Origin of the sequence: Aquimarina addita, from assembly GCF_039539305.1 — a bacterium.
Lineage (GTDB): Bacteria > Bacteroidota > Bacteroidia > Flavobacteriales > Flavobacteriaceae > Aquimarina > Aquimarina addita.
The window spans coordinates 296,562-322,713 of the sequence record NZ_BAABCW010000003.1; the positions used below are offsets into that span (position 1 = coordinate 296,562).

At 33.3% G+C, this 26,152-nt stretch carries 21 protein-coding genes; 17 read left to right on the forward strand and 4 right to left on the reverse strand.

Annotated elements, in window-relative coordinates:
* The first annotated feature begins 180 nt into the window (after positions 1–180).
* The 14 genes from ABD816_RS06195 to ABD816_RS06260 all read left to right on the forward strand — a co-directional run bounded on the left by ABD816_RS06195 (position 181) and on the right by ABD816_RS06260 (position 17,307).
* Positions 181–1,077 (forward strand): hypothetical protein, encoded by an 897-nt coding sequence (locus ABD816_RS06195; RefSeq protein WP_344925636.1) that lies wholly within the window; start codon positions 181–183, stop codon positions 1,075–1,077.
* 189 nt (positions 1,078–1,266) lie between these two features.
* Positions 1,267–1,869 (forward strand): hypothetical protein, encoded by a 603-nt coding sequence (locus ABD816_RS06200; protein WP_344925638.1) that lies wholly within the window; start codon positions 1,267–1,269, stop codon positions 1,867–1,869.
* Positions 1,870–2,024: 155 nt separating this feature from the next.
* The gene (locus ABD816_RS06205) at positions 2,025–2,558 is read left to right on the forward strand and encodes a hypothetical protein (RefSeq protein ID WP_344925640.1); all 534 of its coding nucleotides are present in this window, start codon (positions 2,025–2,027) and stop codon (positions 2,556–2,558) included.
* 390 nt (positions 2,559–2,948) lie between these two features.
* Complete coding sequence (locus tag ABD816_RS06210; RefSeq protein ID WP_344925642.1) at positions 2,949–3,458, forward strand: hypothetical protein; 510 nt, start codon at positions 2,949–2,951, stop codon at positions 3,456–3,458.
* A 239-nt stretch (positions 3,459–3,697) separates the two neighbouring features.
* Complete coding sequence (locus ABD816_RS06215) at positions 3,698–4,219, forward strand: hypothetical protein (RefSeq protein WP_344925644.1); 522 nt, start codon at positions 3,698–3,700, stop codon at positions 4,217–4,219.
* Positions 4,220–4,492: 273 nt separating this feature from the next.
* Positions 4,493–5,002, forward strand: a complete 510-nt coding sequence (locus ABD816_RS06220; RefSeq protein ID WP_344925646.1) for a hypothetical protein — start codon at positions 4,493–4,495, stop codon at positions 5,000–5,002.
* 68 nt (positions 5,003–5,070) lie between these two features.
* Entirely contained in the window at positions 5,071–5,799 is a 729-nt protein-coding gene (locus ABD816_RS06225; RefSeq protein WP_344925648.1) for an alpha/beta hydrolase, read from the forward strand.
* A 169-nt stretch (positions 5,800–5,968) separates the two neighbouring features.
* Positions 5,969–6,484: a VOC family protein gene (locus tag ABD816_RS06230; RefSeq protein ID WP_344925650.1), complete on the forward strand. Its 516-nt coding sequence runs from the start codon at positions 5,969–5,971 to the stop codon at positions 6,482–6,484.
* Positions 6,485–6,571: 87 nt separating this feature from the next.
* On the forward strand, positions 6,572–6,949 hold the full coding sequence (locus tag ABD816_RS06235) for a DUF3703 domain-containing protein (RefSeq protein WP_344925653.1): 378 nt from the start codon (positions 6,572–6,574) through the stop codon (positions 6,947–6,949).
* A 447-nt stretch (positions 6,950–7,396) separates the two neighbouring features.
* Positions 7,397–9,895, forward strand: coding sequence for an Ig-like domain-containing protein (locus ABD816_RS06240; protein ID WP_344925654.1), 2,499 nt, complete (start codon positions 7,397–7,399; stop codon positions 9,893–9,895).
* A 167-nt stretch (positions 9,896–10,062) separates the two neighbouring features.
* On the forward strand, positions 10,063–11,067 hold the full coding sequence (locus ABD816_RS06245; RefSeq protein ID WP_344925656.1) for an NADP-dependent oxidoreductase: 1,005 nt from the start codon (positions 10,063–10,065) through the stop codon (positions 11,065–11,067).
* 571 nt (positions 11,068–11,638) lie between these two features.
* Positions 11,639–13,486: an alkaline phosphatase PhoX gene (locus ABD816_RS06250; protein WP_344925658.1), complete on the forward strand. Its 1,848-nt coding sequence runs from the start codon at positions 11,639–11,641 to the stop codon at positions 13,484–13,486.
* A 64-nt stretch (positions 13,487–13,550) separates the two neighbouring features.
* Positions 13,551–15,497 (forward strand): cytochrome-c peroxidase, encoded by a 1,947-nt coding sequence (locus ABD816_RS06255; RefSeq protein ID WP_344925660.1) that lies wholly within the window; start codon positions 13,551–13,553, stop codon positions 15,495–15,497.
* 85 nt (positions 15,498–15,582) lie between these two features.
* Positions 15,583–17,307, forward strand: coding sequence for a family 16 glycosylhydrolase (locus tag ABD816_RS06260; protein ID WP_344925662.1), 1,725 nt, complete (start codon positions 15,583–15,585; stop codon positions 17,305–17,307).
* 401 nt (positions 17,308–17,708) lie between these two features.
* On the opposite strand, the gene ABD816_RS06265 is transcribed toward ABD816_RS06260, so the two are convergent.
* The 4 genes from ABD816_RS06265 to ABD816_RS06280 all read right to left on the reverse strand — a co-directional run bounded on the left by ABD816_RS06265 (position 17,709) and on the right by ABD816_RS06280 (position 21,374).
* Positions 17,709–18,305 carry a fasciclin domain-containing protein gene (locus ABD816_RS06265; RefSeq protein ID WP_344925664.1) on the reverse strand — a complete coding sequence of 199 codons (597 nt, stop codon included), beginning with the start codon at positions 18,303–18,305 and terminating at the stop codon, positions 17,709–17,711.
* 428 nt (positions 18,306–18,733) lie between these two features.
* Positions 18,734–19,732 (reverse strand): GTPase ObgE, encoded by a 999-nt coding sequence (gene obgE, locus ABD816_RS06270; protein ID WP_344925665.1) that lies wholly within the window; start codon positions 19,730–19,732, stop codon positions 18,734–18,736.
* A 21-nt stretch (positions 19,733–19,753) separates the two neighbouring features.
* Positions 19,754–20,251, reverse strand: a complete 498-nt coding sequence (locus tag ABD816_RS06275) for a hypothetical protein (RefSeq protein WP_344925668.1) — start codon at positions 20,249–20,251, stop codon at positions 19,754–19,756.
* A 16-nt stretch (positions 20,252–20,267) separates the two neighbouring features.
* Complete coding sequence (locus ABD816_RS06280) at positions 20,268–21,374, reverse strand: adenylate kinase (RefSeq protein WP_344925669.1); 1,107 nt, start codon at positions 21,372–21,374, stop codon at positions 20,268–20,270.
* 155 nt (positions 21,375–21,529) lie between these two features.
* On the opposite strand from ABD816_RS06280, the gene ABD816_RS06285 reads away from it, so the two are divergent.
* From ABD816_RS06285 to ABD816_RS06295, 3 genes are all read left to right on the forward strand, one after another.
* Positions 21,530–22,687, forward strand: coding sequence for a 5-(carboxyamino)imidazole ribonucleotide synthase (locus tag ABD816_RS06285; protein WP_344925670.1), 1,158 nt, complete (start codon positions 21,530–21,532; stop codon positions 22,685–22,687).
* A 68-nt stretch (positions 22,688–22,755) separates the two neighbouring features.
* Positions 22,756–23,241 (forward strand): 5-(carboxyamino)imidazole ribonucleotide mutase, encoded by a 486-nt coding sequence (purE, locus tag ABD816_RS06290; protein ID WP_344925672.1) that lies wholly within the window; start codon positions 22,756–22,758, stop codon positions 23,239–23,241.
* A 745-nt stretch (positions 23,242–23,986) separates the two neighbouring features.
* Positions 23,987–26,005, forward strand: a complete 2,019-nt coding sequence (locus ABD816_RS06295; RefSeq protein WP_344925673.1) for a M3 family metallopeptidase — start codon at positions 23,987–23,989, stop codon at positions 26,003–26,005.
* The last annotated feature ends 147 nt before the right edge of the window (positions 26,006–26,152 follow it).

The window sequence follows — 26,152 nt, forward strand, 5'->3', positions numbered from 1 at the left end:
ATCGAGAACTACAGATTTTAAAATAGATACTAAGAATGTCGGAATTACATCTGCTAAAACGAAAAGTTCCAATGATGGAAATGAAAAAACTATAGCGTTTGATAAGGAAGAATATGAAAAAATAATTTTTCCCGATTTAAACTACCATTTAAAAAGATTCTTGAATATGCTGACACAGAATTGATATTAATAATTGATGAATGGTCTGCAATACCGATAGATATCCAACCATTTTTGGCAGAATTTTTCAAAAAATCATTTATTCCATCTCCTCAAGTAACACTAAAAATAGGTTCTCTAGAATATAGATCAAATTTCACAATCCCTAGAGAGAAACATAATTATATAGGTTTCGAATTAGGAAGTGACATAAGTACTAATTTAGATATAGATGAATATTATGTTTATGACAGAAGCCCTACGGAAATCACAAAAGTATTTACTGAAATATTATACAAACATATAATTTCAGAACTTCCTGTTAACTACTTAGAAGATACTTATAGTATCAAAACTTCAAATCAATTTATTCAAGGTGTTTTTTCAGGAAAGCCTGCTTTTAACGAATTAGTTCGTGCATCCGAAGGTGTTATTAGAGATTTTATAAACATTTTTAATTTGGCATTCTTTGATGCTCAGAGAAAAGGCTTAAAAAATATTGATAAAAAAACTATCATCGAATCAGGACGACAATGGTTTGAAAATGATAAATCTAAAAATTTAGATGATATTTTACATCAAAAAATAAGGCTAATTATAGATGAAGTTATTGGCAATAAAAGAGCTCGTTCGTTTCTTGTTTCAAGAGAATTAGAAAGGCATCCTATTATACAACAGTTATTTGATGCAAGGGTTATTCATTTAGTAAAGAAAGGTTATTCTGACAAAGATAATCCAGGTGTTAGATATAATATATATTCTTTAGATTATGGCACATATGTTGATTTAATCAATACTTCTAAACAACCAGAAATTGATTTCATAAAAAATGATAAATTAGATTCTTCAACCATAGTTCCATTTGATGACAACAGAAGTATTAGAAGAATTATTTTAACTCAGAGCATATTAAATTAACGTGCTACAACACTATATGTAGCAATAGGGCGATTGGTAATTAACCGAAAGGTCGTAGCTTATTTACAAAGTCGCCAAATCTTTTGATTTGGCATTAAAAGAACAAAATAAAAAAAATTGCTAAGTGTTTAATCAAAAGTTTGCTATTTTTAATTTTCTTACTAACCATGTCCCTTTACGAACATTTGAATGAAAATCCTGCTAACTATTTTATTGCTTCTGAGTTTTGGAGTTTCTAACTCTCAAAATTTCATCGACGGAATAATTTATTGCGCAGAAAATAGTGCTAATGAAAAATTAAAATTTGCTGTTGGCACAGACATATTTGAATCCAATTTTGAGTTTATAGAATCAAAAACAATAGTTGAAGTCCAAAATGCAGAACAAAGACTTGAACGCATAAGTTTAGCGAAATTTAAAGAATCTGAATATCTAGCGATTCAGTTCTGGCTGAATTACAAAGTAACTCATCGAAAACTTGGTTTGACCGAATTGTTAATTCCTTTTAATCTGAATTGCACAACACCTTGGAATAAAAAAGACACTCAAGAAATTTTAGAACCTTATTTAAAAGTTCTGCAGAATAAGACAAAAATTGACTTGAAAAAAGCACTTGAAATTGGAAATGAAAATGGACTGAATAAAATATATTTTTGGGACATTGATTATGAAAAAAGAAGACTAATTTGGACTTTAAAAAACAAACTAAAAAACAACCAATCGAAAGTGATAAAGATAAATTCTAAAAACGGAAAAGTAATCTCGGAATTTATTGAAATCCCAATTGATTAAAAAAAACGTTTTACAACACCGTTATAATTAATAGCTAGTTCTCGCCTACTTACGAAAATCCTCGCGGATTTTCTATTCGGTTTTTATTTGCTAAATTAGGTACTTAAACACGCAACTAACCATATACAAACACGTTAGCAAACTTATAAACCAATATGCAGAAATTCTTACTAATTCTCATTCTGATTTTAGCTTTTAGTTGTTCTCAAAAACAAGGTGACAATAGAATCCCTGAATTTGAGAAAGTACTAGGAGAAAGAGAAACTAAATCTCTGAATTTACTTGTATCTGACTTTGAAAAAAACTTAAGCAAAATCTATCTTGATTTGACTGCCGAAAAGGCTTATCGACAATATTTAACGGATATGATTTCGAGCTCAACGACTGACTGGAATAAATTCCAATTCCAATCTGACAAAACAAATACTGAATTCAAGGAAAGTGGATTATGGAATGATATATATACAAAAGATTCTGTCTACGGATTACAAGTTAATAGAGTTGGAAAATATATGAGAGCTCTTCACAAAATAAAAGATTCTGACTCTTTAATTAAAAAATATTGGACGAAAAGAGAAACTGCTGGGATTATGCAAAATGAACTGGTGGTTAACGGAATTTTACGTTCTAATCCTGATTTTAAGGACTATTTCCACAAACGGATTGTAGTAATAGAATTCAGTTTCTAAAAAGTATATTTGCTAACACTATATACATGATCATAGCAGCTAAGTGATGAATCTATTGATTCTTGAATATTAATGAAGACGTGATGCTTGTAAAAAGTAAAAGTTAGCAACCAATGCACACATAATGTCGATAATTAGGTAATATTTTGCTCTCCTATGACATATATAATAAACACCACATAGCAATAAGACCTAACTGGTTCCAAAAATGGCAAACGAAAAAATCATAATACCTGAGAAAGAAAGCACTATAATGTATAATATTAGTGATTGCCCCGGTTGTTAAAATGGAGCGGATTATATATTTTTAAACCTACCAAAAGGCACTAATACTTTTACATTTTACATGCTCCTTCATCCAATAAAATTATTCCATTCAAAATAAAAACTATGAAATATGTATTGATTATAACGTTTTCTTTATTGATGTTTTCATGCACGCATGATATACCAATCGCTCATCTGGAGTTTATCAAAATAGAAAAAAATGATGCGTATGAAAACTCTTTTTTCATCACCTTTAGATCAGATGTAGAGCTTATCAATAATTTAGAAAAAGAACACTCGGGATTAATTCTAAAATGCTTTTATACTGACAAAAAAATAGATGAAGATGCTTTTATACATCACAAGGGTTATTACTTAGAATCAATTTGGGGTGAATCAGAATTAATAAGTAATACTCAAAAAGGATATGTTTATAAAGCAACAACTTTTGTATACGATAGCATGGATCCAGACAATAATAGATCAAAGGATATCTATCAGTTTACAAATTCTAATGTCGATTGTATGAGCTGTGTCGCGTCATCAGTCGCTTATATGAATATTCCAAATCGTTATATCTCCGAAACAATGTGTATTCCTGCAAACGGAATAAAAAAACTTGTAACAAAGTAATTTTTTATAACTATGTTAGTTGTGGCACAACTCTCTTTTACATTATTGTAAACACGTCTATTTTCTAATCACCATCACATCGATGCCTATAAATGACTCTTAATAAAACCTTGTGATAAGATTCTTTATCTGTTTTAACTATTTTCTGAAATTATCTTACATTCTTTATATCATTGGTGTTTGATACACGAGCGATCCTATTCAAGAAACTATTTTTATACAAATATGTCAAGTATACTATGAAAAAATTAATTCCAAAAGAAGAAAGAATACACGAGTTACTAAAATTTGGAGCTCCCAGACTTTTTGTAGAAAATATAGGAAAAATACCTGAATTAGAATTTCGTATTGAACCAGTAGAAGGAGCCTATTTCTATTTACCAACCATTTCAAATTATGAGATACTCAAAGGTTTTACCATTCTTCCGATATATGATGAAGGAGAGTCTTTTTATGTATTGGCATATACTAATACCATTCAAAAAATTATCCATTTTGAACTGGAAAATGATAAAGTTTATGATGATTATAAACTTAATTGGAATTTACTTTTAATGGATATTCTGATTCAGTATTTTGAGGATACAATTGATGATGAAATCACTATGCATCAATTTAAAAAAGTAGCTGAACAACTAGATTTTTGTAATGCAGAACAATTATTTAATCTATTAAATTGTCCTATTGACGAATACAATGCTAAAAATGAAGAACAAGAAAAATGGCGAATTGAAATAGCTAAAGAATTAAAAATACTGTAGACAGAAATGATGGCTGTATAAAATTAATCAACGCTCTTTATTAATAAACGCATAGCAAATCAGGTTATTTTTTATGCATTTTATGGAGGTATATCCTCTGCGAAAAGTGAGGCTATCAAAACCAGCAATACACCCTGGCATGAGAGTTTGACATTTGTAAGAATAAAGAAAAAATAAATAATTTTGTTAGGTACTAATTCAAAAAAAATGAGTTATTTGTAATCTTACATTGGCTACAATCGAGTCATTAGCTATCATAAAAAAACTAACAGAATGAAATTTAAATTTTTATTACTAATCGTTACACTTTCACTAATTAGTTGCAATTCACAAGATGGCTATGCTGACTTAGATGTGCTATACGCTGATTTTGTAGTATCTCTAAAAGATGCGAACACGGAAAATCTAAAAAGTTATTGTTATAGCATAACACCAGATCAAAAAACAGTCGATTATATGAAAAAGAATAACTTTTCGTATCGAGGAATACCTGAAGAGTTAGAAAAACGAAATATTAAGCCTTCCTATATAGGAGATAAATATTATGAATCTGTTCTTGCTTTCAAAGAAAAACTGATACGTAAAAAACAACTTAATGATCTGAAATATATTGGTAGAGAAAGAGAAGGAGAAGAACTTTATGATGAGAGATTAAAAATCTATGTAACGGAAACCTTTATTTTAATGGAATCAGGAGGAGATACGATTCGATGTAAATTGGGTGAAATGTTTAAAATAAATGAACAATGGAAATCATTTACTTCACCAAAACTAGGCTGGTAATATCTTTTTTTAAAAAATAATACCACTAAATTTTTTAAGTCCTTGTTCTATAAAATAAAAACAACTTCATGAAATGTTTAAATCAGCTTTTATTTTTTTGTAAAATTACAATACTATTACTTTCTACCTTTTCATTTGCAACGTGTGTAAGTGAAAGCCCAGCATTGAATTACAAAATTCTGAAGGGTGAACATCATGTCAATGATCAACTTTTAATTCTATTACACGGAATGAATAGTAATACTGATATGTGGAATGATTTTGTTAAATATATTCCTAAAAAAACGTTAGTAATTGCCATAGAAGCTCCTTTTACGTCTAAAAAAAATGCGTATCGCTGGTATGATATTGACGTTACTAAGAAACCATATCTATCCGATGTGGTACAAATGGATGAAAGCACCAGAAAAATAGAATACTTTATAACAACGATCCAATCAAAACACAAGATCAGTACAGAAAAAATTGCGATTGCAGGGTTTAGTCAAGGAGCTATACTTTCGTTAAATCTAGCTTTAACAAATCCTGAAGTAGTCAATTTTATAGGAATTTTCAGTGGTATGTTACCTGATACAATGGATACTAGAATTTCTGATACGTGTAGCAAGTTATCTTTTTTTATAACACATGGGACACAAGACAAAGGAATTGACATACGTTTGGCCGAAAAAATGCAGGTATTCTTAAAAGAAAATGACATAAAAGTCCATATGCGTGTCAAAGACACGGGACATACAATTACAGACAACCAATTTAAAGAGTTTATCCATTGGTGGGAAACCTCAACACAGCGATAATCGGTTGATCATAAAATGCAAAAAAAGTGTAAGGTCGCTTTTGTTAAGATATTAAATTTCAATATCTTAAACAAGAAATAGAGATAACACGGATTTATAAATTTAGTGTTACCCATACATCAGAAAATCAGCATCATTCAATCCTTCCTGGAAACCAAAATCAATACTTATGACAGTTACTAAAAATTACCCAAAATCATTTTCGCATATTGGCATTACTGTACCAAATATTAATGAAGCTGTAAAATTCTATTCAGAAGTTATGGGTTGGTATATAATTATGGAACCCTCAAAAGTAAAAAAAGAAAAGGAAACTGCTATTGGGCAAATGTGTATTGACGTTTTTGGAAATGACTGGACTGAATTTGAGATTGCTCATTTAGCAACTTCAGACGGAATTGGAATAGAATTATTTTCTTTCCCCAATGGAATAAAAGAAGCACCTGAATTTAATCCTTTTAATACAGGTCTTTTTCATTTCTGTGTACAAGATCCAAATATTGAAGAATTAATAGAAAAAATAGTGTCTTATGGTGGTAGGCAAAGGATGCCAATAAGAGAGTATTATCCTGATGAAAAACCATTCAAGATGTGTTATGTAGAAGATCCATTTGGTATAGTGTTTGAAATTTACACCCATAGTTATGAATTAACATATTCATCTGGTGCTTATGCTAAAGATTAATACCTTTATTGATACAACCAGAACTCAGCATTTTGCAAATAACAGTACATTGTATTGTAGACCTGGTAAACAATTAAATCAATAGAAATGAAATTCTACACCTCAATGCCAAAAAATCTAAAACCATATTACAAAACAGAATTGGCAACATACCAAACAGAATACACCAACGGAAATTTAAAAAGTGCCTGGAATCATCTGGAAAGAGCTCATATCATCGGACAAAAATATCCCTATGCTCATACTTTTGTACATTGTAAAATGTTACAATTCGGTATTAAAATTAAAAGTGGTAAAGAAGTTATAGGACAGATTCCACGCCTAATTTTTGGAGGTATAAAATCATTTGTAGGGAAAATTCCTGTAGGAAATCCGGGAGGATCCAATGTCCCGCCCTTACAACCATTTCCGATTAAAAAAGAACTTAAAGATATTTTTACAAAAGCAGGAGTTACGTTCTCCTGAAAAAGGACATTGTTTAACAATAGTAAGCGGTTCTACCTGAATTTTTAATAAAGTCGATATTAAAATCGTTGATTACCGAGACTTTCATTGTCCATCTACATCCATCCTGGTCGATTCTTTACTCTAAGTAGTAGATTGACATAAATTCCCTTATCAATATTTCTTTTCGAAATTTCACCACATATATCTAACATTCTAATTGGTTACCCAAAAAGAAACTAAAAGAAAGAAAAGTTAAAATAATTTCTTTCTTTTAGTTATTAATAATATTTAAATACTTTTGTATTATTATGTATTTTTCTTAAAATTAAAACATTATGTCATGAAAAAATCTTACTTATTACATTTTTATGCTTCTTAACCGTAGGTTTACAGGCGCAAACGATTCGCTATGCTTCTCCGGATGGAAGTACTGATCCTGATCTGGTATCCACACCCACGACACCTGTGAGTTTACGGACTGCAATTAACCGACTTGTGGATGGAGACACACTTCTGCTGGAGGGAACCTTTACTTTTTTAACCAGTGAGGATATTATATTTCTACAAGGGAGAAATAACATCACCATTGGTTCTTATGGAGATGGGGCGATTATAGAAGGAAATGCAACGGCAGTTGATGCTGGTATATCATTAATCGTATTGGTCGATAATACCAATATCACTATTGAGAACCTAACCATAGGAAATAATTATGGTCCTGATTCTCGGGGAATCTTTGTATATGGATCCGGAGATACTTACACGATCCAAAACAATACCTTTACTAATATAGGGTGGAGTACTGATGCTACTGCTTATCCTATCGATGACAGTGGTGTCGCTTTTGGAGCGAATGCTATTATTGTGTTAGGTAACAAAAACCCAACCAGTAGTGGTATTGTAAACACCAATGGTGAAATTACAAATATGAATATCCTGAATAATACCGTGACTAATTGTATTACGGGTACCAATGAAAGTGTTACACTTATAGGTAATATTGATGGATTCTTAGTAGATGGTAACACAGTAACCGATGTTACTAATATAGGTATTGATGCAGCAGGACATTTTGATTATGTACAAGACTTTGAAACCGGAGAATTCTTAAACACCAATTATCCGGAACTAAATCAAGCAAGAAACGGCGTAATTAGTGGTAACAGGGTAACAAATGCTGTATCCGCTGTAGCTGTATCAGCGGGTATCTATTGTGATGGTTGTAGAGATGTTGTTATTAAGGAAAATATCGTCTCCGGTTCAGGCACAGGGTTCTCTATTGGTTGTGAAGTAGGTGGAGGCAACAAAGCTGAAAATGTATCACTGGTAAATAACATTGCTAGAGATAATTTACAATCCGGAATGTTTATGGGATCTATAACTTCTGAAGGCGAAACAGAACTTAGTTCTGTAGACAATTGTATCGTTAGAAACAATGTATTTTATAATAATAATACTTTAGGTCTCACTTCATTTAACACTTTTGCAATTGCTTTAAGCAAAGGAGATGGTAATGAAATTTCAAACAACATCATTCATTTAATAGAAGGTATTGAAGGTTCCACAACAAATGGAGTCGGAATTACTGTATTTGATAATATAGCTCCTAATATTACCAACTACATCATAACCAATAACTTATTCTATAAAACTTCTGGTACTGTTGTAACCGAAGCAGAACAGTTAAACGCTAATGGGAGCGCACTTACAATTACCGGTTCTGTACTCGCTGATCCCAGTTTTATTGATCTAAACAATGACTTATTTGAAATTCCGGATACTTCTGCTGCTGTAAATGCAGGTAGTGCTATTACACTAGTTGCTGATGAAACTGACTATGATGGTGATCCCAGAGTTCAAGGAGCTATTGTGGATATCGGAGCTCAGGAAACTAGTGTCCCTTCTACAATTACAGTAACCGGAATTACACTTGCTCCAGAGACTGCTGATTTAGTAATTGGTGATACCATACAGGTTATAGCTACGGTAAATCCTACCGATGCAACAGATCAAACTATTACATGGACCAGTGATAATGAAAGTATTGTAACCGTGGATGCTACTGGATTAGTTACCGCTATTGCTAATGGTGAGGTAACAATTACAGCAACTACTAATGATGGAGGATTTACTGGAACAACCACAATAACTATTGCTGATCCTGTTACGGTATTAGATCGCTGTGATTTAACAGGTTTTATCGTAGGACTACCTGTAGGAAGTTATGATGAAGATGATCTGGAAGATCTGGGAGTAGATAAAAAAGATATTTCAGGAGCAGAAATAGCTAATGGCTATCGATTGATTGGATTCAAGAAAAAAGATATAAAAGGAGACGCTATCGTATTAACAGCAGATACCTGTCTGGAAGATACTGACTATGAAAATAAAATACGATCAGTTATTGTAGAAACAATACCTGGTGAAAATCCTGCTGCTACGATTTATGATCATTGTAGTTTACAAGGATGGTCTGTAGCATTAGGTGCAGGAAGCTATACAGAAGATCACTTAATCGCTTTAGGTGCAGATAAAAAAGATATCTCTGCGGTTCAAATAACTGCCGGTTTTAGAATGATCGGATATGATAAGAAAGACTTTGATGGTGATTTTGTAGAAATTACATCAGATACTTGTTTAACAAATATTGATTTTGCAAATGAGATCCGCTCTCTTATTATTGAAGAAATTTCTTCTGATACAAACAGAATCATTCAAGAAGAAAAAGTTGTTGAGGAACTCACAGAAAAAACTGAGTTAACGCCACTATTGGTATTTCCTAATCCTGCAAAAAGTGTCCTTAATATCTCTGGTGTTTCAACAAGGCAAACAATTCAGATTTATAATGCGATTGGTGTAAAGGTAATAGACACTGCAGAAACCAGCATAAATATTGATGCTTTACCAGTAGGGATGTATTTTGTAAAGGTATCAGAACAAACGATTAGGTTTATTAAAAACTAATCGTATACGATTTTTTTAACCAGACTTAAATATGAGTGATATTTAAAGAGACCATCTGAAAGGGCGGTCTCTTTTTTAGTATAAAAGATCGTTAAAACCATCTTAATGTAAGATAACTAATACGTACTTTTTCTTCATTTTATCTAATTTTAAAGAAAAAGCAACTCATGAGCAATCAAACCAAAGTAATTCTACTCAACAACAGACCGGAAGCAACTCCTGAACACTCTGATTTTAAATTTATTGAAGAAACTGTTCCGGAAATAGAAACAGATCAAGTCCTTTTAAAAAGCTTGTTCGTTTCTGTAGATCCTTATCTGAGGGGCCGTATGCGCGATATAAAATCTTATATCCCTCCCTTTGAGCTGCATCAACCAATTACCTCTGCCATCGTTGCAGAAGTTATTGAATCTAAAAATGACAGGTATGTAAAAGGAGATTATGTCTTAGGAAACCTACCGTGGAAAACGCTATTAATAGCTGACGGCGCTAGTATTCAAAAAGTAAAAAAAATGGACATGCCACTTTCTGCCTATCTGGGTGTCCTAGGTATGACGGGGCTTACCGCCTATTTTGGACTAGAAGATATTGGTAAGCTAAAAGAAGGTGAAACGCTGGTAGTATCTGGAGCAGCTGGCGCTGTAGGAAGCATTGTGGGACAAATAGGAAAAATTAAAGGATGTAGAGTCGTTGGTATTGCTGGAACGGATGATAAAATTAATACCTTAAAAAAAGATTTTAATTTTGATGAAGGCATTAATTACAAAACAACAGATGATATGCGAAAAGCACTTGCCCAGGTATGTCCTGATGGTATTGATGTCTATTGGGATAATGTGGGTGGAGCCATTTCGGATGCCGTACTTTTTCATATCAATCAATTTGCAAGAATTATTAACTGTGGTGCTATTGCTGATTATAATGAAAAAGAAATGCCAACAAGTATGAGCCCTCAAACATTTTTGATCAAAAACAGTGCATTGATGCAAGGCTTTATTGTAAGTAATTATCAAAAGCAATTTCTTGAAGGAATTGAACAACTAGCAACATGGCTGCAACAAGGCAAACTAACACACAAAGAAACCATTGTAGAAGGTTTTGAACATATTCCACAGGCATTTATTGATCTGTTTAACGGCACTAATACAGGTAAGATGGTGGTTAAAATTTAAAATGCCTATCCAAATAAAATAGAAAAACGCGTATCAAAATATACATATCCTATAAAGATCGCACAATAAGAGTTTCTCTTTCTGAAAATATAGAACGGGAAACTCTGTTTATATATTATAATTTATTTTTTATGACTTCTTCTATAAATTATTTGGATCTGACCACTAAAAATAAAACATTTAACGTAAAATGTAAAAAAGGTTCTATGCATCGTTTTTAAGAACCAAACTCAGTAATATTTCCTATTAAGATAGAGTCTAAATAGAGGTGTTTTGTAGTTGCCATCATAAAAAGTTCTTGCAATGGCATAACAAAAAACTACCCGTACATGACAGTGCAATTAATACTTACCAGACAAACCTCAGGGGATTTTATCTCTAAAATAATTTTACTCTGTTACTAAATTTTTAATTCCTTGCAGGTTTTTATTCATTTTAATAAACTTGTCTTTATCTATTTAACAGTAAGCTTACATTTCTTTTAACTGCAGTTAAAGATTTGATAACAATCTCTCTTTAGTTTTAGATTTCTTTAAACAAATCAATTATAATCATTAAACTAAAAAACAGAATGAAACGTATTTTACTGTTAGTATTGTTAGCTATCCATATGACCTCGATAGCACAAAGTGACTTCCCTTCTAATCTTGTCGATATGGATTGGGAAGCTACAGAAGTAGTCGTTCCACCTTCTCCATTTCAATACCAAGTATTATTTATAGGTGGAGAAGATATGGTACAAACGGGAATTAATGAAGAAGTTCCTGCAAAACAATGGCATGACTTTATTGGATTTACCCCGGTAACAGAAGAAGATTGTGTAGATGACCCTAATGCTATTGGTTGGGTTTCTATTAACCATGAAATGATTATCGCAGACGATAAAATCGGTGATGGTGGAGGAATGACTTCTTTTCTTATGGCAAGACAACCTGGTACTGATGAACTTTATGTAACTCCGCAAAAATTAAGTGACGGACGTGAAGGTGATTTCTTCAATGTTGATTTTAGCGCTGTAGGAGAAACTGGTATGAACTGCGGAGGAATCAATTCTAATGTAGACGGTCGCATCTGGACGGCAGAAGAATGGTTCAGAGGGAGTAATGATGATATATACGCCGATGGAAATGGAGTTCGTGATATCAGCGATTTTACGATTAAATATACAGAATTTGATATGGCAAATTTTCAAACCATTCCAAAATATCAGAACTTTAATTGGATGGTAGAGATTGATCCAAGAAATGCAAAAGCCATCCGTAAGCAATATAATTGGGGTCGTCAACCTTTTGAAGGAGGGACTGTCGCTAATGACAACAAAACAGTATATATGGGGGCTGATGCTACACCAGGTTTCTTTACAAAATTTGTTGCTGATGTAGCGGGTGATTTTACAAAGGGTACCACCTATGTTTACAAACACGATGCGGGTAGCGAACCTTGGGTAGAAATTGATAATACTGATTTTAACAAGATGTTAGATTTTAGTGCAGAAGCGGTAGTCGCAGGAGCAACAATGTTTAATCGCTTAGAATGGATTACTATCAATAAAAATACTGGAAAAATTTATATGACTGAAACAGGACGTGACAATCCGGCCAGTAACTGGGAAGGAGCAGCAACAGCAGGAGGTGTGTACGCTCCTCACCATCTCCAAAGAGCTATAGATCAAGGTGCCACAGGTCCGGATGACCCTGCATACTGGGATTATTATGGAAGAGTTCTAGAATACGATCCGGCAACAGGTATTGTAAATATTTATGTAGAAGGGGGTCCTTATTTTGCAGAAAGTCCTGAATTAGAAAATTATCCTTCTAAGCAGCTTTCTAACCCTGATGGATTAAACATGCTGTATGTTACTGTAGAAGGTGTAGCTAAAACCTATATGTTAATTAACGAAGACCTTAACGGAACCTCTTTTGGTCGTACTCCAATAGAATATCCAGACGATAGAATATGCGAAATGTATATTCTGGATATGGCGGTAGAAAACCCAACAGTAGATAACCTTATTCGTCTTACTCAGACTCCAAGAGGAGCAGAAATCACAGGAGCTTGTGCTACAGCAGATGGTAAATCTGTTTTGGTAAATTCTCAACACCCGGATGGCGCTAACCCTTTTCCGTATAATAACTCCCTGACCTTTGCGATTACAGGATTTGATGATTTTGCTGCAATGCAAACCTTATCTAACCCAGATTTTCAGGATGCACCTGCAAATGATTTTGTGATCTATCCTAATCCTACAGAACGTATCGTCTACTTTAATAAAGTTACAGATGTAGGCTTATACAATATTGCCGGAGAGCGTGTTGCTGTATACCGTAATGTTAAATCTATAGATATTACAGGAATGGCATCAGGTACCTACCTTCTAAAAACAAAAGAAGGTGATGCCAAAAAACTCATAATACAATAATTTATTTAATCCCTATTTAAAAGTTGGGTGCTACACTCACCCAACTTTTAAATATCTCTTTCTTATGAAATCAGATTCAATACTATTATTTGCAAGTATTCTTTTTTCCTCTTTACTCATCGCTGTTTATAGCCCTAAAAAAAGTAATACTACGTATATCGAAAAAGCGATGGGCAACATAAATGAGCAGTTCCAACAGGATTTAAAAGGCTTTTATCAGGCTACTGAAGACTTTTACAGCACTACAAATAGTTTCCTGAAAACTAAGGACAGAAACTCACTTCAAGAATCATATCAGCATTTACGTGTAAAAGCCAATAAGATTGGCTTCTTACTAGAATATCTGGATAAAGAAGCGTATGACAAAATGATCAATGGAGCACCCTTGCCTAAACTAGAGAAAAAAGTTGCGGATCTTACTATTTTAAAACCTAAAGGACTACAGGTTATTGATGAACTCATAGGAGTAGACTCATTATCTATTTCTGAAATCAACGAACTAAGAACCCTTTCTTCAAAATTAGCAAATGACGTTAAACAAATAAAACAATATTTAAGCGTACGTAGTATCTCAGACCGTCAGTTTTTTGAAGCCTCGAGACAAGCTCTTATTAGATTAACTACACTAGGTATCACAGGTTTTGATACTCCGGGTACGCAAATAGGAATTACTGATACAAAGACGCAGTTAGCAACTTTATCGACTTATATGACCTTTTATAAGGGAGAGCTTACCAGTATTAGAAAAGGTTCTTTATTAAAGGAATTTAACAAAATAGTGGCGCAAGGACTAGCACAAGTAACCCATAAGAGTTTTGAAGAATTTGACAGGCTTTTATTTATTAAAACAGTCGTTCATCCACTGTATAAAAATATAAGAGATATACATCTGACCTTAGATTATGAAACTATTGATGAAGTATCAACATACCCCCTGGCTGTCAACTACCAAGCGACACAACTATTCCAAAAAGAGTTTCTCAATTCTTTCTATTATGTAAGTATTGCTAATGATTCTAACTATAACAAAATAGCATCTTTGGGCAAACTGCTTTTTTATGATCCTGTACTTTCAGGAAATAACACGATGTCCTGCGTTAGCTGTCACGCACCCGATAAGGCATTTACGGATGGTTTAGCTACCAGTGTCTCTAATACGGGCTACCCTCTAAAACGTAATGCAATGACTCTTAATTATGTTACTTTTGCTTCTGGATTTTTTCACGATTTACGGACTAAAAGACTCGAAGATCAATTCGAACATGTGGTGCTCAATAAAGACGAATTTAATTCTGATTATATATCAATTATCTCGAAATTGAAAACAAGTAAAACATACACATCATTATTTAACAATGCATTTCCTGATTACAAAGACCCTATAAGACCAAACAATATAGATTATGCATTGACTGCCTACGTAATGCAACTAAATACTTTTGACAGCCCTGTAGATCATTATTTTCAAGGAAGTACTGCAACATTACCTGAACAAGTAAAAAGAGGTTTTAATTTATTTACAGGAAAAGCCAACTGCGCTAGCTGTCATTTTTTACCTACTTTTTCAGGATTAGTACCACCACTATATGTAGAAAGTGAAGCAGAAGTACTCGGGGTACCTGATGCCAATAATGCTCCTTGGGTACTTGATGATGACATAGGTAGATTAGGAAATGGAGTAACACAAGATGTAGCATATTTTTATAAAAATGCTTTTAAGACACCAACATTACGAAATATAGAAAAAACAGCTCCATATATGCACAATGGAGTTTATAATACCTTAGAAGAAGTGATGGACTTCTATAACAAGGGAGGAGGAGCTGGACTTGGTATATCAGTATCACATCAAACGTTATCTCCAGACCCATTAGATCTTACACAAAAAGAAATAGCAGACATTATTGCTTTTATGAATTCACTCACAGATACTACTCAATTCACACCGCCTACCGATATACCCAGAGATTTTGAGGAAACAAGAATCAATGAAAGAAGGATCATTCAATAGGTAATGAAAATCTTCTGTACCTAAACAATAAATACCTTTCTTATCTGTTACGGTTCTATAAAATTTTCTTAAAACCTTTTATATAATGTTCAAAAAAGAAGCGATCCTTGTAGGCATAGCATTGTTGTGTTATGGAAGCATTTTCTCACAAAATAAAACATATAAAGCCGGAGAAGTGTATACCGAAAATCAATATCAATACGGTAAAATGGAAATTAGAATGCTTGCAGCCACAGGTAGTGGTGTTATTTCTAATTTTTTTACATTTAAAGAAGGTTCTGAACTACCCTCCACATTTTGGGAAGAAATTGATATCGAAGTTTTTGGCAAAGATGGTGCTAATTCCTGGCAATCTAATTTAATTACAGGACAAGGAAACACTAACCTAACCAGAACTGAAGGTATACATCCACAAAATGGATTGGGAGAAACATATCACACCTATACCATCGAATGGAAACCTAATGCTGTAGTATGGAGCGTAGATGGTATGGTCGCAAGAACTATAACAGGTGGACAGGCTGCCCTTATGACGAGTGATACTTCTTTAAGATTTAATATCTGGAATCCAAATATACCAGAATGGGTTGGAGCTTTTAATGAAAATATATTACCGGTTCATATGTTTGTCAACTGGATTAAATTTTATGAATGGAATGGTAGCTCGTTTTCAACCACTCCAACCATGGAAGATAATTTTGAAATCTTTGATACCAATACGTGGACAAAGGCAAATCATACGTTTGCAGAGAATATGGCAGACTTTGTTCCTGAAAATATCACTACTAAAGATGGATACCTTATACTATCATTAACTAAAGCCGGACAAGAAGGATATGAAGGGAATCCTCCTACGGATGATGATATCGTCATACACGCTCCTACAGCAATCGCTGAAGCATCCGTAAGTACTGGAGAAGCTCCATTAAGTGTTTCTTTTGATGCCTCGAAGTCTTATGACCCTCAGGATGAAACTCTCACCTATGAATGGGATTTTGGAGACAATTCTACTGGTATTGGAGCAACACCTACACATATATACACCAATAATGGATCTTATACAGCAGTAGTCAAAGTGACAAATACTAGTGGTGGTACTGCTTCTGCAGGAATTGATATTGATGTCAAAACGGTAGATGGTGGCACCTCCGGATGTGTTTTTGATACACCTATCTCTACTCCGCTCCCTTCGATTAACCGTTCATATACTGGTATATATAGTATCGGGACAGGAGGTCCTGATGTTTCAAACATTACCAATTTCACTATTAACTGGGATCTGTATAACAATGGGCTATGGCAGTTATCTTTTAATACGAATAACGGAAGTCCGTCCTGGTGGATCAATTTAAAATCAATATCTAACCATACATTTGCTAATACTCAACCATCATTAAATTTTGAAGGAAGTGGTATTGAAGGCTTAGATGGATTATATGATGTAAGCATTATAGATAATGATTTTGTTATGGTCTCTAAAACAGGAGCATATTCATTATATTTTACCGAATCAGATACTGCACCTAATTGCAACAAAACATCAAGTACAGGTGGATCAAAAACTTCAGCATTGCGTATTTCTCCTAATCCAAGTAATACTTATTTTACAATACCTATGAATACATGGGTTGATAGTATGATCACCTTAGATATTTATGATATTTCAGGTAAAAAGATACATACTATTATCAGTAATGAAACTCAGAAAAATGAAATCCGTTTTGGAGATAACTTAACCACAGGAATGTACTTTCTTAAAATTTATAGTGATGGTTCGCTTCACAAAGAAGCTACAATCATCAAAGAATAGGAACTATTTTATGATCTGGTATTATAAAACCTCAGTATATACCGCTGGGGTTTTATCTTATATGACAGGTCTAGCTCATTGAAAAAAAAGGATAACAATTCATCAATATATGTGCCTCCAATTAAAAAACGATAGATATATAAAGGAACTATTTCTTAACGGAGCTAACATCGGACATTGTGCTTAACAAATGGTATTGTGTTATCAGACAAGCAAGATTTCCAGAAAATCTTTACCTAAACTTGTAAATAATTTATCGAAACTAAAGGAATTCCTTAACATAATTCTAGTGATCAAAATAGAATCTAAAAAAATAAGCCTCAACGAATAAAATCCGAGAGGCTTATCACACATAAACTATTACAGCTCAAAATTATTATAAAGCAATTAGTATTGCTTAATTATTTCTTATCCTTTGGTAACATTACTGATTCTATAGTATGAACAATTCCATTAGTTGCTTCAATATCAGTAGTCATTAATCTACCAGCATTTCCATTTTTATCTATCAAATAAATCTTCCCTCTCTTTAAACTGGCAATCAAATTAGTTCCATTAATTGTTTCTAGAGTAATACTTCCTTTACCTTCTTCTATTGCCTTCTGCATATCTGCTTCATTAATAACTCTGGGAATGATATGACAGTTCATAATTGCAGAAAGTTGATCTTTGTTTTCTGGCTTTAGTATATTTTCAAGACTTCCTTTTGGTAATTTATTAAAAGCGCCATTTAACGGAGCAAAAATAGTGTACGGTCCCTTTTGGTTAAATATTTCTTCAAACTCAGAAGATTGAACTAGTTTTTTTAGTTCAGTAAATCCTATATCAGAAGCTATTATTTCCTGTATAGTAGGTATTTTCTCCTCAACAGGAATGGATGCCTGAGCAATGAGTCCTTCGCTATTGTTCTGTGCATCATTACTTTTTTCATTTTGATTACATGATATAGCTAATACACCGGATACTACTAAAATACTGAATAACCTTACTGTCCTCATTCTTTTCTCTTTTTTTGGGGTTGATAATAGAATAACCATAATACCGACATTCTATTATTTAATATGGGTTAAAACTATTTTAATTAAAGTTAATATTTGTTAATCAACTAGTATTCGTAAGAAGGAAATTAGTAAACGTTTAGACACATTTTCTTTATTGACAAGCATTATATATACATATCAAAAACGGTGTATAAGCTTATATAAAGCCTGGCTGTAAAATTAAAACAATGGCTATCAAATAGATAAACTATTCAATAGTGATTATTTTGCTAGTGTATACCTGTAAATAGAGAGTGCTATACTGATTCAAAATACCCATTCAACGATATAAGATGCTAAAAACCACTAAAAAATTAGTGGTAAACGGAAAGAAAGCAAGACATTGATATCTTATAAGAGATGTATTTAATTTAACACGTTTAAGTTTAATCATTTAGCATTTGCCAAAGACGATCTTTTAATTCTTGTAACCCTTGTTGCGCCACTGAGGAGATAAATAAATAAGGTATATTTAATTGAACATCCAATTCTGCTTTGATTTCTGCTTTTAGTTCATCGTCCAGCATATCAGATTTAGAAATCGCTATCAGACGTTCCTTGTCTAATAGGTCTGGATTATATCTACGTAGTTCATCCAGAAGAATCTCATATTGTTCATTGATATCAGGCGCATCTGCAGGGACAAGAAACAATAATGTAGAATTACGTTCAATATGTCTAAGAAAACGATGACCTATCCCTTTACCTTCTGCAGCTCCTTCGATAATCCCAGGGATGTCAGCCATAACAAAGGTCTGAAAATCTCTATAAGCCACGATACCCAGATTAGGTTTTAGGGTCGTAAATTCATAATCTGCAATTTTAGGTTTTGCAGATGTGATAACAGATAATAGGGTAGATTTTCCAGCATTAGGAAATCCCACCAGTCCTACATCTGCCAGTATCTTTAATTCTAAGGTAACATCAAATTCCTGACCATCTACTCCTGGTTGCGCATATCTGGGTGTTTGATTTACAGAATTTTTAAAATGCCAGTTCCCCAGGCCTCCCATTCCTCCTTTAGCAATGATAATTTCTTGCCCTTCTTCTACTATTTCGTGTAGAATATCCTGTGTCTCTGTATCACGGATAATTGTTCCAAGTGGTACATCTATATACACATCCTCGCCATCAGCTCCTGTACTTCTGCTTTTGCTACCATGAGCGCCATGACCTGCTTTAAAATGACGTTTAAACTTAAGATGATGGAGTGTCCACATATTAGGATTAGCACGCAAGATCACGTGACCTCCACGACCACCATCTCCTCCATCAGGACCTCCTTTGGTAATATACTTTTCTCTATGTAAGTGTACAGAACCTTTCCCTCCCTTACCAGAGGATATATGTAACTTTACATAATCTACAAAATTGCCTTCCGTCATTTTTCGCTACGCTCTTTTTGTTTACTTATTTTCTTTAACCACTTTTCGTACCTCCAGTTCTAAATCATCTAATACAGAAATCCATTCTTCACCTTTCTCTTTTCCGTATATCTTATAATTTGCAATAAATTTTTCAGAATTCAAATCTACATGAAGCTCCATAAACTCAAATCTCTGACTTTTAATTGCTAACTTATATTTAAATTTTTTAACGCCACCCTTAAGCCTATTCACCCTATAGAGCTTCCCTAAACTTATTTCAGAAACATCATTAGCATACACATAACAAGCTAAATTATACTTACCGGTATGAATGTGCATACGAGACTTGACACTAGACCTCATCTTAAAAGTTTCAAAGTCTTCCTCACTATCACAAAATCCCAAAATACTTTCTGCTGATTTGTCTGCATTCCATTTTAGATCCTTAGAAATCTCATCTAATGGGATTTCCTTAAGTTTAGTGTCGCATGACAAAAAAACACCCAAGCATAGAATGATGCATATTCGCTTGGCCATTATGATAACTTTATATTTAAAGTTGATCAATTACGGTACTTAATCGATTCGTAATCTCATCAACACTCCCTACACCATCTACTCCATAATATTTATCTTCTTTCTGATAGTAGTTTTTTAGAATTGCCGTCTCATCATAATATACTTTGATACGGTTACGAATCACAGCTTCATCCGCATCATCCACACGACCAGAGGTTTTTCCTCTTTCTAACAAACGCTGTACCAGAACCTCATCATCTACCTCTAAGGCAACCATAGCGGTAATCTCTGAGCCCTTAGTTTCTAAAAACTCTGCCAATGATGCTGCTTGTGCTTCTGTTCTAGGAAAACCATCAAAAATAAAGCCTTTAGCGTCTTCATTTTTATCAACTTCTGCATTTAGCATTTTTATCGTTATCGCATCCGGCACCAGTTGTCCTTTATCAATATATGATTTTGCAGATACGCCTAATTCTGTAGCGTTTTTTATATTGTATCTAAACACATCTCCTGTAGAAATATGAACCAGATTATATTTTTCTTTTAGTACTTCTGCCTGTGTTCCTTTTCCTGCTCCCGGAGGTCCGAATAACACTAAATTTGTCATGGTTTTTGCTTTTAATTGGTAAACTTCTGTAAGATTTCGACCCAGTCCGTTATAGTCTAATCCATATCCTACGATAAATTGATTAGGAATCTCTATCCCTATGTAATCTATTATTATTTGCTTATTGTAAACTTCTGGTTTAAAAAATAAAGTGGCAATTCTTATATCCTGACACCCTTTTTGTTGTAACAGTTTTATCAACTCGGTAATTGTAGTTCCTGTATCCACAATATCTTCTAAGACGACCACTGTTCTTCCAGATATATCTTCTTGCAATCCAATAAGTTCCTGTACTTGATTGGTCGTCCTAGTTCCCGTATATGAAGCCAGTTTCACAAAACTTACTTCACAAGGATGGTCAAATCTCTTTATGACCTCGGATGCGAACATAAATGCTCCGTTTAATACACCTAGAAACAGCGGTACCTGATCCACAAAATCCTGATTTAATTGATCGCACATCACATCAATTGCCTTCGTAATTTTTTCTTCGGCAATATAAGGTGTAAACTGTAAATCGTGTAATGTAACCATTGTATCCAGAGGCTATCACGCAGCCATTCTAATTGTAAAGCGGCAAATATAGTGATTCCAAATAAGACTTTCGATTGCATTTACCGCCTATTATTGCTGTTTTTACTTTTGAAAAAATTATTTTTGCATCCGTATACATTTTTATTATTCTCATAATGATCAATTATTTCTCGTCAGATTTTACGTTAGGCATACTAGGTGGTGGACAATTAGGCAAAATGATGCTTTATGAAACCAGAAAATATGATATCAAAACACATATACTGGATCCCAGCAAGGAAGCGCCCAGCAGCATTGCTTGCAATCATTTTCAACAAGGTGATCTTACGGATTATAATACCGTCTATAAATTTGGAAAAAAAGTAGATATATTAACTTTTGAGATTGAAACGGTAAATCTTAAAGCACTTCTTCAGTTAGAAAAAGAAGGAACTAAAGTTTATCCTAGTCCTAAAACGCTGGAGAAAATACAAAATAAAGGAAAACAAAAACTATTCTATAAAGAGCAAGGCATCCCAACAGCAGCATTTATTAGATTTTCTAATAAAGCGCATTTAACAGAGGGGATAACCAATAATAAGGTAAAATTACCTTTTGTATGGAAAAGTACGCAAGGAGGATATGATGGTAACGGAGTATCAATCGTACGTAATGGTTCTGATGTTGCAAAACTTCCTGATACAGAATGCATCGCTGAAGAGCTTATTGATTTTAAAAATGAATTAGCGGTAATTGTCGTCAGAAGTCCAAAGGGTACAATCAAGACGTATCCAGTTGTAGAAATGGAATTTCATCCAGAAGCAAATCAGGTAGAATATGTAATCTGTCCCGCAAGAATTGATGAACAGATCGCAACAAAAGCAAGAAAAATTGCCGAAAAAGTATCCAAAGCATTTGAACATGTTGGAATATTAGCTGTAGAAATGTTTTTAACAAAAGAAGATGCTATTCTTATTAATGAAGTGGCTCCCCGTCCTCATAATAGTGGTCATTACAGTATTGAAGCCAGTTATACGAATCAATTCGAACAACACATTCGTGCTGTTCTGGATCTGCCATTAGGAAATACAAATAGTAAAGTAGGAGGTGTTATGGTTAATCTTGTTGGTGAAAAAGGACATACAGGTAATGTTCTATATAAAAACATAGAAACTATCATGAAAATGAAAGGAGTGACTCCACATATTTATGGCAAAAAGCAAACACGACCTTTTAGAAAAATGGGGCATGTTACTATTGTAAATGAAGATATTAATGAAGCCCGAATAATTGCCGAAAAAGTAAAAAAAACCATTAAGGTTATTAGTGAGTAAGTAAATGATTAATATTATTTTATCATTAATAACCTATAAAAGCATCCATCATTTAAAACAAGCAATACATGAGTAAAGTAGGAATAATAATGGGAAGTACCAGCGATATGCCCGTCATGCAAAAAGCAATCGATATACTACAGGATTTTGAAATTGAAATTGAAGTGGATATTGTATCTGCGCATCGTACACCAGAAAAATTATTTGATTACGCAAAAAACGCACATACCCGAGGCATATCAGTAATTATTGCAGGAGCTGGAGGAGCAGCCCATTTACCTGGCATGGTAGCTTCTTTATCTCCATTACCAATCATAGGAGTGCCTGTAAAATCATCTAATTCTATTGATGGATGGGATTCTGTATTATCAATATTGCAAATGCCAGGTGGAGTCCCAGTAGCTACCGTAGCACTGGATGGAGCATTAAATGCTGGTATTCTTGCTGCTCAGATTATTGGATCATCAAATACTAGTGTTCTTAATAAAGTAATAGCTTATAAAGAAGGACTAAAACAAAAAGTAGTAGAAGGAGCTAAAAAGGTAAGAAAATAAAGACCAAAAAAAAGAGCCACTCCTCAGTGACTCTTTCCAAATATTAGGCCTTACAGTTGAATATAACAATATTTATTAACCAACTTAAATATATTACACAAAAAATTCATTGTAAGACCCTACTCTTAAAACCTACTACAAAGGTAAACCCTTACTTTGATTACGCAATACATATAATGTTAAAATTATCTTTAATTTAGACAAAACTTACATTTAATCGACCAAATACATTCGTTTTAAGAAAAAATTCCCTGACAGCTTTAAAAAAAACGCGTAAAATTCCATTTTTTAGACTATCAAATTTAAAAATATTGGTTTATCAATCTCAGGGAATTTTAAGACATACTGTATGCTAAAATCCAAATAATTCAAAAAATTAAATGATTGCTTAGGATAACTTTACTTCGAAATTTTCATAAAATATTAACACCTCCCTGTCTTTTTACAAAAGATTTCATAAATCTAAAGAAAGGCATGAAGTATAGCATATTACTAATTGCATAAAAACCAAAAAGAGCTACAATAATTGTGTCTCTTTCGATATATTTGGTCTATTCAAATGATTCATGATTGTTTCACATCACATAGCAACAATTCTTAATCCAATTTAGTTAAATAAGTAACCAGAATAAGTCTATTAAGACTATCAATAAGGATCTTACAATGTGATCTTATTGAACCTTTTTTTAAAAGAATATAATTATTAAACAAAAGATCTGGAAAACATAAAATTTTTAATATCCTAATGAATAATCCATTATTACAATCCTTTGACCTTGCTCCCTTCTCCAAAATCCAATCAGAGCATTTTTTACCAGCAATCAAAAACGCAATAGCAATTGCAAAGAAAGAAATCGATGCAATAGTTACTAATACGGAAACTCCTACATTTGATAACACTATAGAAAAATTAGAATATAGTGGAGAATTATTAGATAGAGTTACCAGCATATTTTTTAACTTAAATAGTGCAGAAACCAATGACCAAATTCAAAAAATTGCACAAGAGGCGTCTCCCTTACTTTCAGAATTTAGTAATGATATCTCTCTAAACACGGCACTTTTTAAGAAAATAGAAGAAGTTTATACGCAGAAAGATATATTATCGCTCACACCAGAGCAGTCTACATTATTAGATAAGCGATACAAATCATTTTCCAGAAATGGAGCCAATCTTCCTGATGATAAAAAAGAACAGCTTAGAGAAATTGATAAGGAATTAGCAAAGTTAAGTCTCACTTTTGGTGAAAATATTTTAACAGAAACGAATGCGTTTGAAATGCTACTAACAGACATAGCTGATCTTTCGGGTCTGCCTGACGGAGCTATAGAAGCTGCAAAAGCGTTAGCCGAAAGCAAAGAAAAAGAAGGATGGTTAATCACATTGGATTATCCTAGTTATATTCCTTTTATGACCTATGCTGATAATAGAGAATTACGTAAAAAACTGTCATTAGCTTTTGGAGCCAGGGGTTTCAATGCAAATGAGCAAGACAATCAGGATATTGTTCTTAAAATCGCTACATTGAGATACAAGCGTGCACAACTTTTGGGATACACGTCTCATGCGCATTATGTACTGGAAGAGCGTATGGCACAAACACCTGAGAAGGTCGTTGATTTTCTAACAACGATTCTTAAAAAAGCCAAACCTGCGGCCGAAAGAGAATTTAAACAACTAGAAAATTTTGCCAAAGAACTGGATGGTATTGATCAACTTCAAAAATGGGACGGATCTTATTATTCTGAAAAGCTAAAACAAAAGTTATTTAATCTGGATGATGAAAAACTAAAACCATATTTTAAGCTGGAAAATGTAATCTCAGGGGTTTTTGAAGTGGCTTCTGCCCTATTTGGACTTAGATTTTTAGAAACGGATAAAATTGACACATATCACGAGGAAGTAAAAACCTATGAAGTCACTGATCAGGATGGTACATTTATCTCTTTTTTCTACGCGGACTTTCACCCAAGAGCTGGCAAAAGAAATGGCGCATGGATGACTTCATACAAATCCCAGATGAGAAAAGACGGAAAAAACATCAGACCCCATGTTTCTATAGTTTGTAATTTTACCAAACCTACACCTAGCAAACCTTCTTTATTAACCTTTAATGAAGTGACAACATTATTTCATGAATTTGGTCATGCATTGCACGGTATGCTTGCAAACACTACATATCCCGGGTTATCAGGAACAAGTGTGTATTGGGATTTTGTAGAGCTGCCAAGCCAAATTTTAGAGAATTGGTGTTATGAGAAAGAAGCATTGGCATTGTTTGCAAAACACTATGAAACTGGCGAGATTATTCCAATAGAGCTTATTGAAAAAATTAAGGAATCCGCTACCTTTATGGAAGGTATGGCGACGTTACGCCAATTAAGTTTTGGATTACTGGACATAGCGTGGCATGAAAAAGATCCTAGTGGCATTAAAGATGTAAAACTATACGAAAAAGAAGCTTTTGCCGGCACTTCATTATATCCTGATGTAGCATCTACCTGCATGAGTACCGCTTTTTCGCATATTTTTCAGGGTGGTTATTCTGCTGGATATTATTCTTATAAGTGGGCAGAGGTATTAGATGCAGATGCTTTTGAATATTTTAAAGAACAGGGTATATTTAATACAGAAGTAGCGGCAAAATTTAAGGATCACGTATTATCTAAAGGAGGAACAGAAAATCCAATGACTTTATATAAACGGTTCCGAGGACAAGAACCTAAACCAGAGGCTTTATTAAAACGTGCAGGCCTCATTTAATTAGAGTCACATGTTAAAGCTTACTATATAAGAATTTATATAAATAGTATTCAGTATACAAAAAAAGTTAAGAAGGATAACCTATAAGATTATACTTCTTAATCCAAATAAACTTTCAGTAATTACTGAAAGTTTAAAAATTATTGT

What these genes read in the sequence shown, in the direction of transcription:
- ABD816_RS06200 (WP_344925638.1), top strand. Translation starts at nt 1,267, where the DNA reads ATGAAAATCCTGCTAACTATTTTATTGCTTCTGAGTTTTGGAGTTTCT.
- ABD816_RS06205 (WP_344925640.1), top strand. Translation starts at nt 2,025, where the DNA reads ATGCAGAAATTCTTACTAATTCTCATTCTGATTTTAGCTTTTAGTTGT.
- ABD816_RS06210 (WP_344925642.1), top strand. Translation starts at nt 2,949, where the DNA reads ATGAAATATGTATTGATTATAACGTTTTCTTTATTGATGTTTTCATGC.
- ABD816_RS06215 (WP_344925644.1), top strand. Translation starts at nt 3,698, where the DNA reads ATGAAAAAATTAATTCCAAAAGAAGAAAGAATACACGAGTTACTAAAA.
- ABD816_RS06220 (WP_344925646.1), top strand. Translation starts at nt 4,493, where the DNA reads ATGAAATTTAAATTTTTATTACTAATCGTTACACTTTCACTAATTAGT.
- ABD816_RS06225 (WP_344925648.1), top strand. Translation starts at nt 5,071, where the DNA reads ATGAAATGTTTAAATCAGCTTTTATTTTTTTGTAAAATTACAATACTA.
- ABD816_RS06230 (WP_344925650.1), top strand. Translation starts at nt 5,969, where the DNA reads ATGACAGTTACTAAAAATTACCCAAAATCATTTTCGCATATTGGCATT.
- ABD816_RS06235 (WP_344925653.1), top strand. Translation starts at nt 6,572, where the DNA reads ATGAAATTCTACACCTCAATGCCAAAAAATCTAAAACCATATTACAAA.
- ABD816_RS06245 (WP_344925656.1), top strand. Translation starts at nt 10,063, where the DNA reads ATGAGCAATCAAACCAAAGTAATTCTACTCAACAACAGACCGGAAGCA.
- ABD816_RS06250 (WP_344925658.1), top strand. Translation starts at nt 11,639, where the DNA reads ATGAAACGTATTTTACTGTTAGTATTGTTAGCTATCCATATGACCTCG.
- ABD816_RS06255 (WP_344925660.1), top strand. Translation starts at nt 13,551, where the DNA reads ATGAAATCAGATTCAATACTATTATTTGCAAGTATTCTTTTTTCCTCT.
- ABD816_RS06260 (WP_344925662.1), top strand. Translation starts at nt 15,583, where the DNA reads ATGTTCAAAAAAGAAGCGATCCTTGTAGGCATAGCATTGTTGTGTTAT.
- ABD816_RS06265 (WP_344925664.1), bottom strand. Translation starts at nt 18,305, where the DNA reads ATGAGGACAGTAAGGTTATTCAGTATTTTAGTAGTATCCGGTGTATTA.
- obgE (WP_344925665.1), bottom strand. Translation starts at nt 19,732, where the DNA reads ATGACGGAAGGCAATTTTGTAGATTATGTAAAGTTACATATATCCTCT.
- ABD816_RS06275 (WP_344925668.1), bottom strand. Translation starts at nt 20,251, where the DNA reads ATGGCCAAGCGAATATGCATCATTCTATGCTTGGGTGTTTTTTTGTCA.
- ABD816_RS06280 (WP_344925669.1), bottom strand. Translation starts at nt 21,374, where the DNA reads ATGGTTACATTACACGATTTACAGTTTACACCTTATATTGCCGAAGAA.
- ABD816_RS06285 (WP_344925670.1), top strand. Translation starts at nt 21,530, where the DNA reads ATGATCAATTATTTCTCGTCAGATTTTACGTTAGGCATACTAGGTGGT.
- purE (WP_344925672.1), top strand. Translation starts at nt 22,756, where the DNA reads ATGAGTAAAGTAGGAATAATAATGGGAAGTACCAGCGATATGCCCGTC.
- ABD816_RS06295 (WP_344925673.1), top strand. Translation starts at nt 23,987, where the DNA reads ATGAATAATCCATTATTACAATCCTTTGACCTTGCTCCCTTCTCCAAA.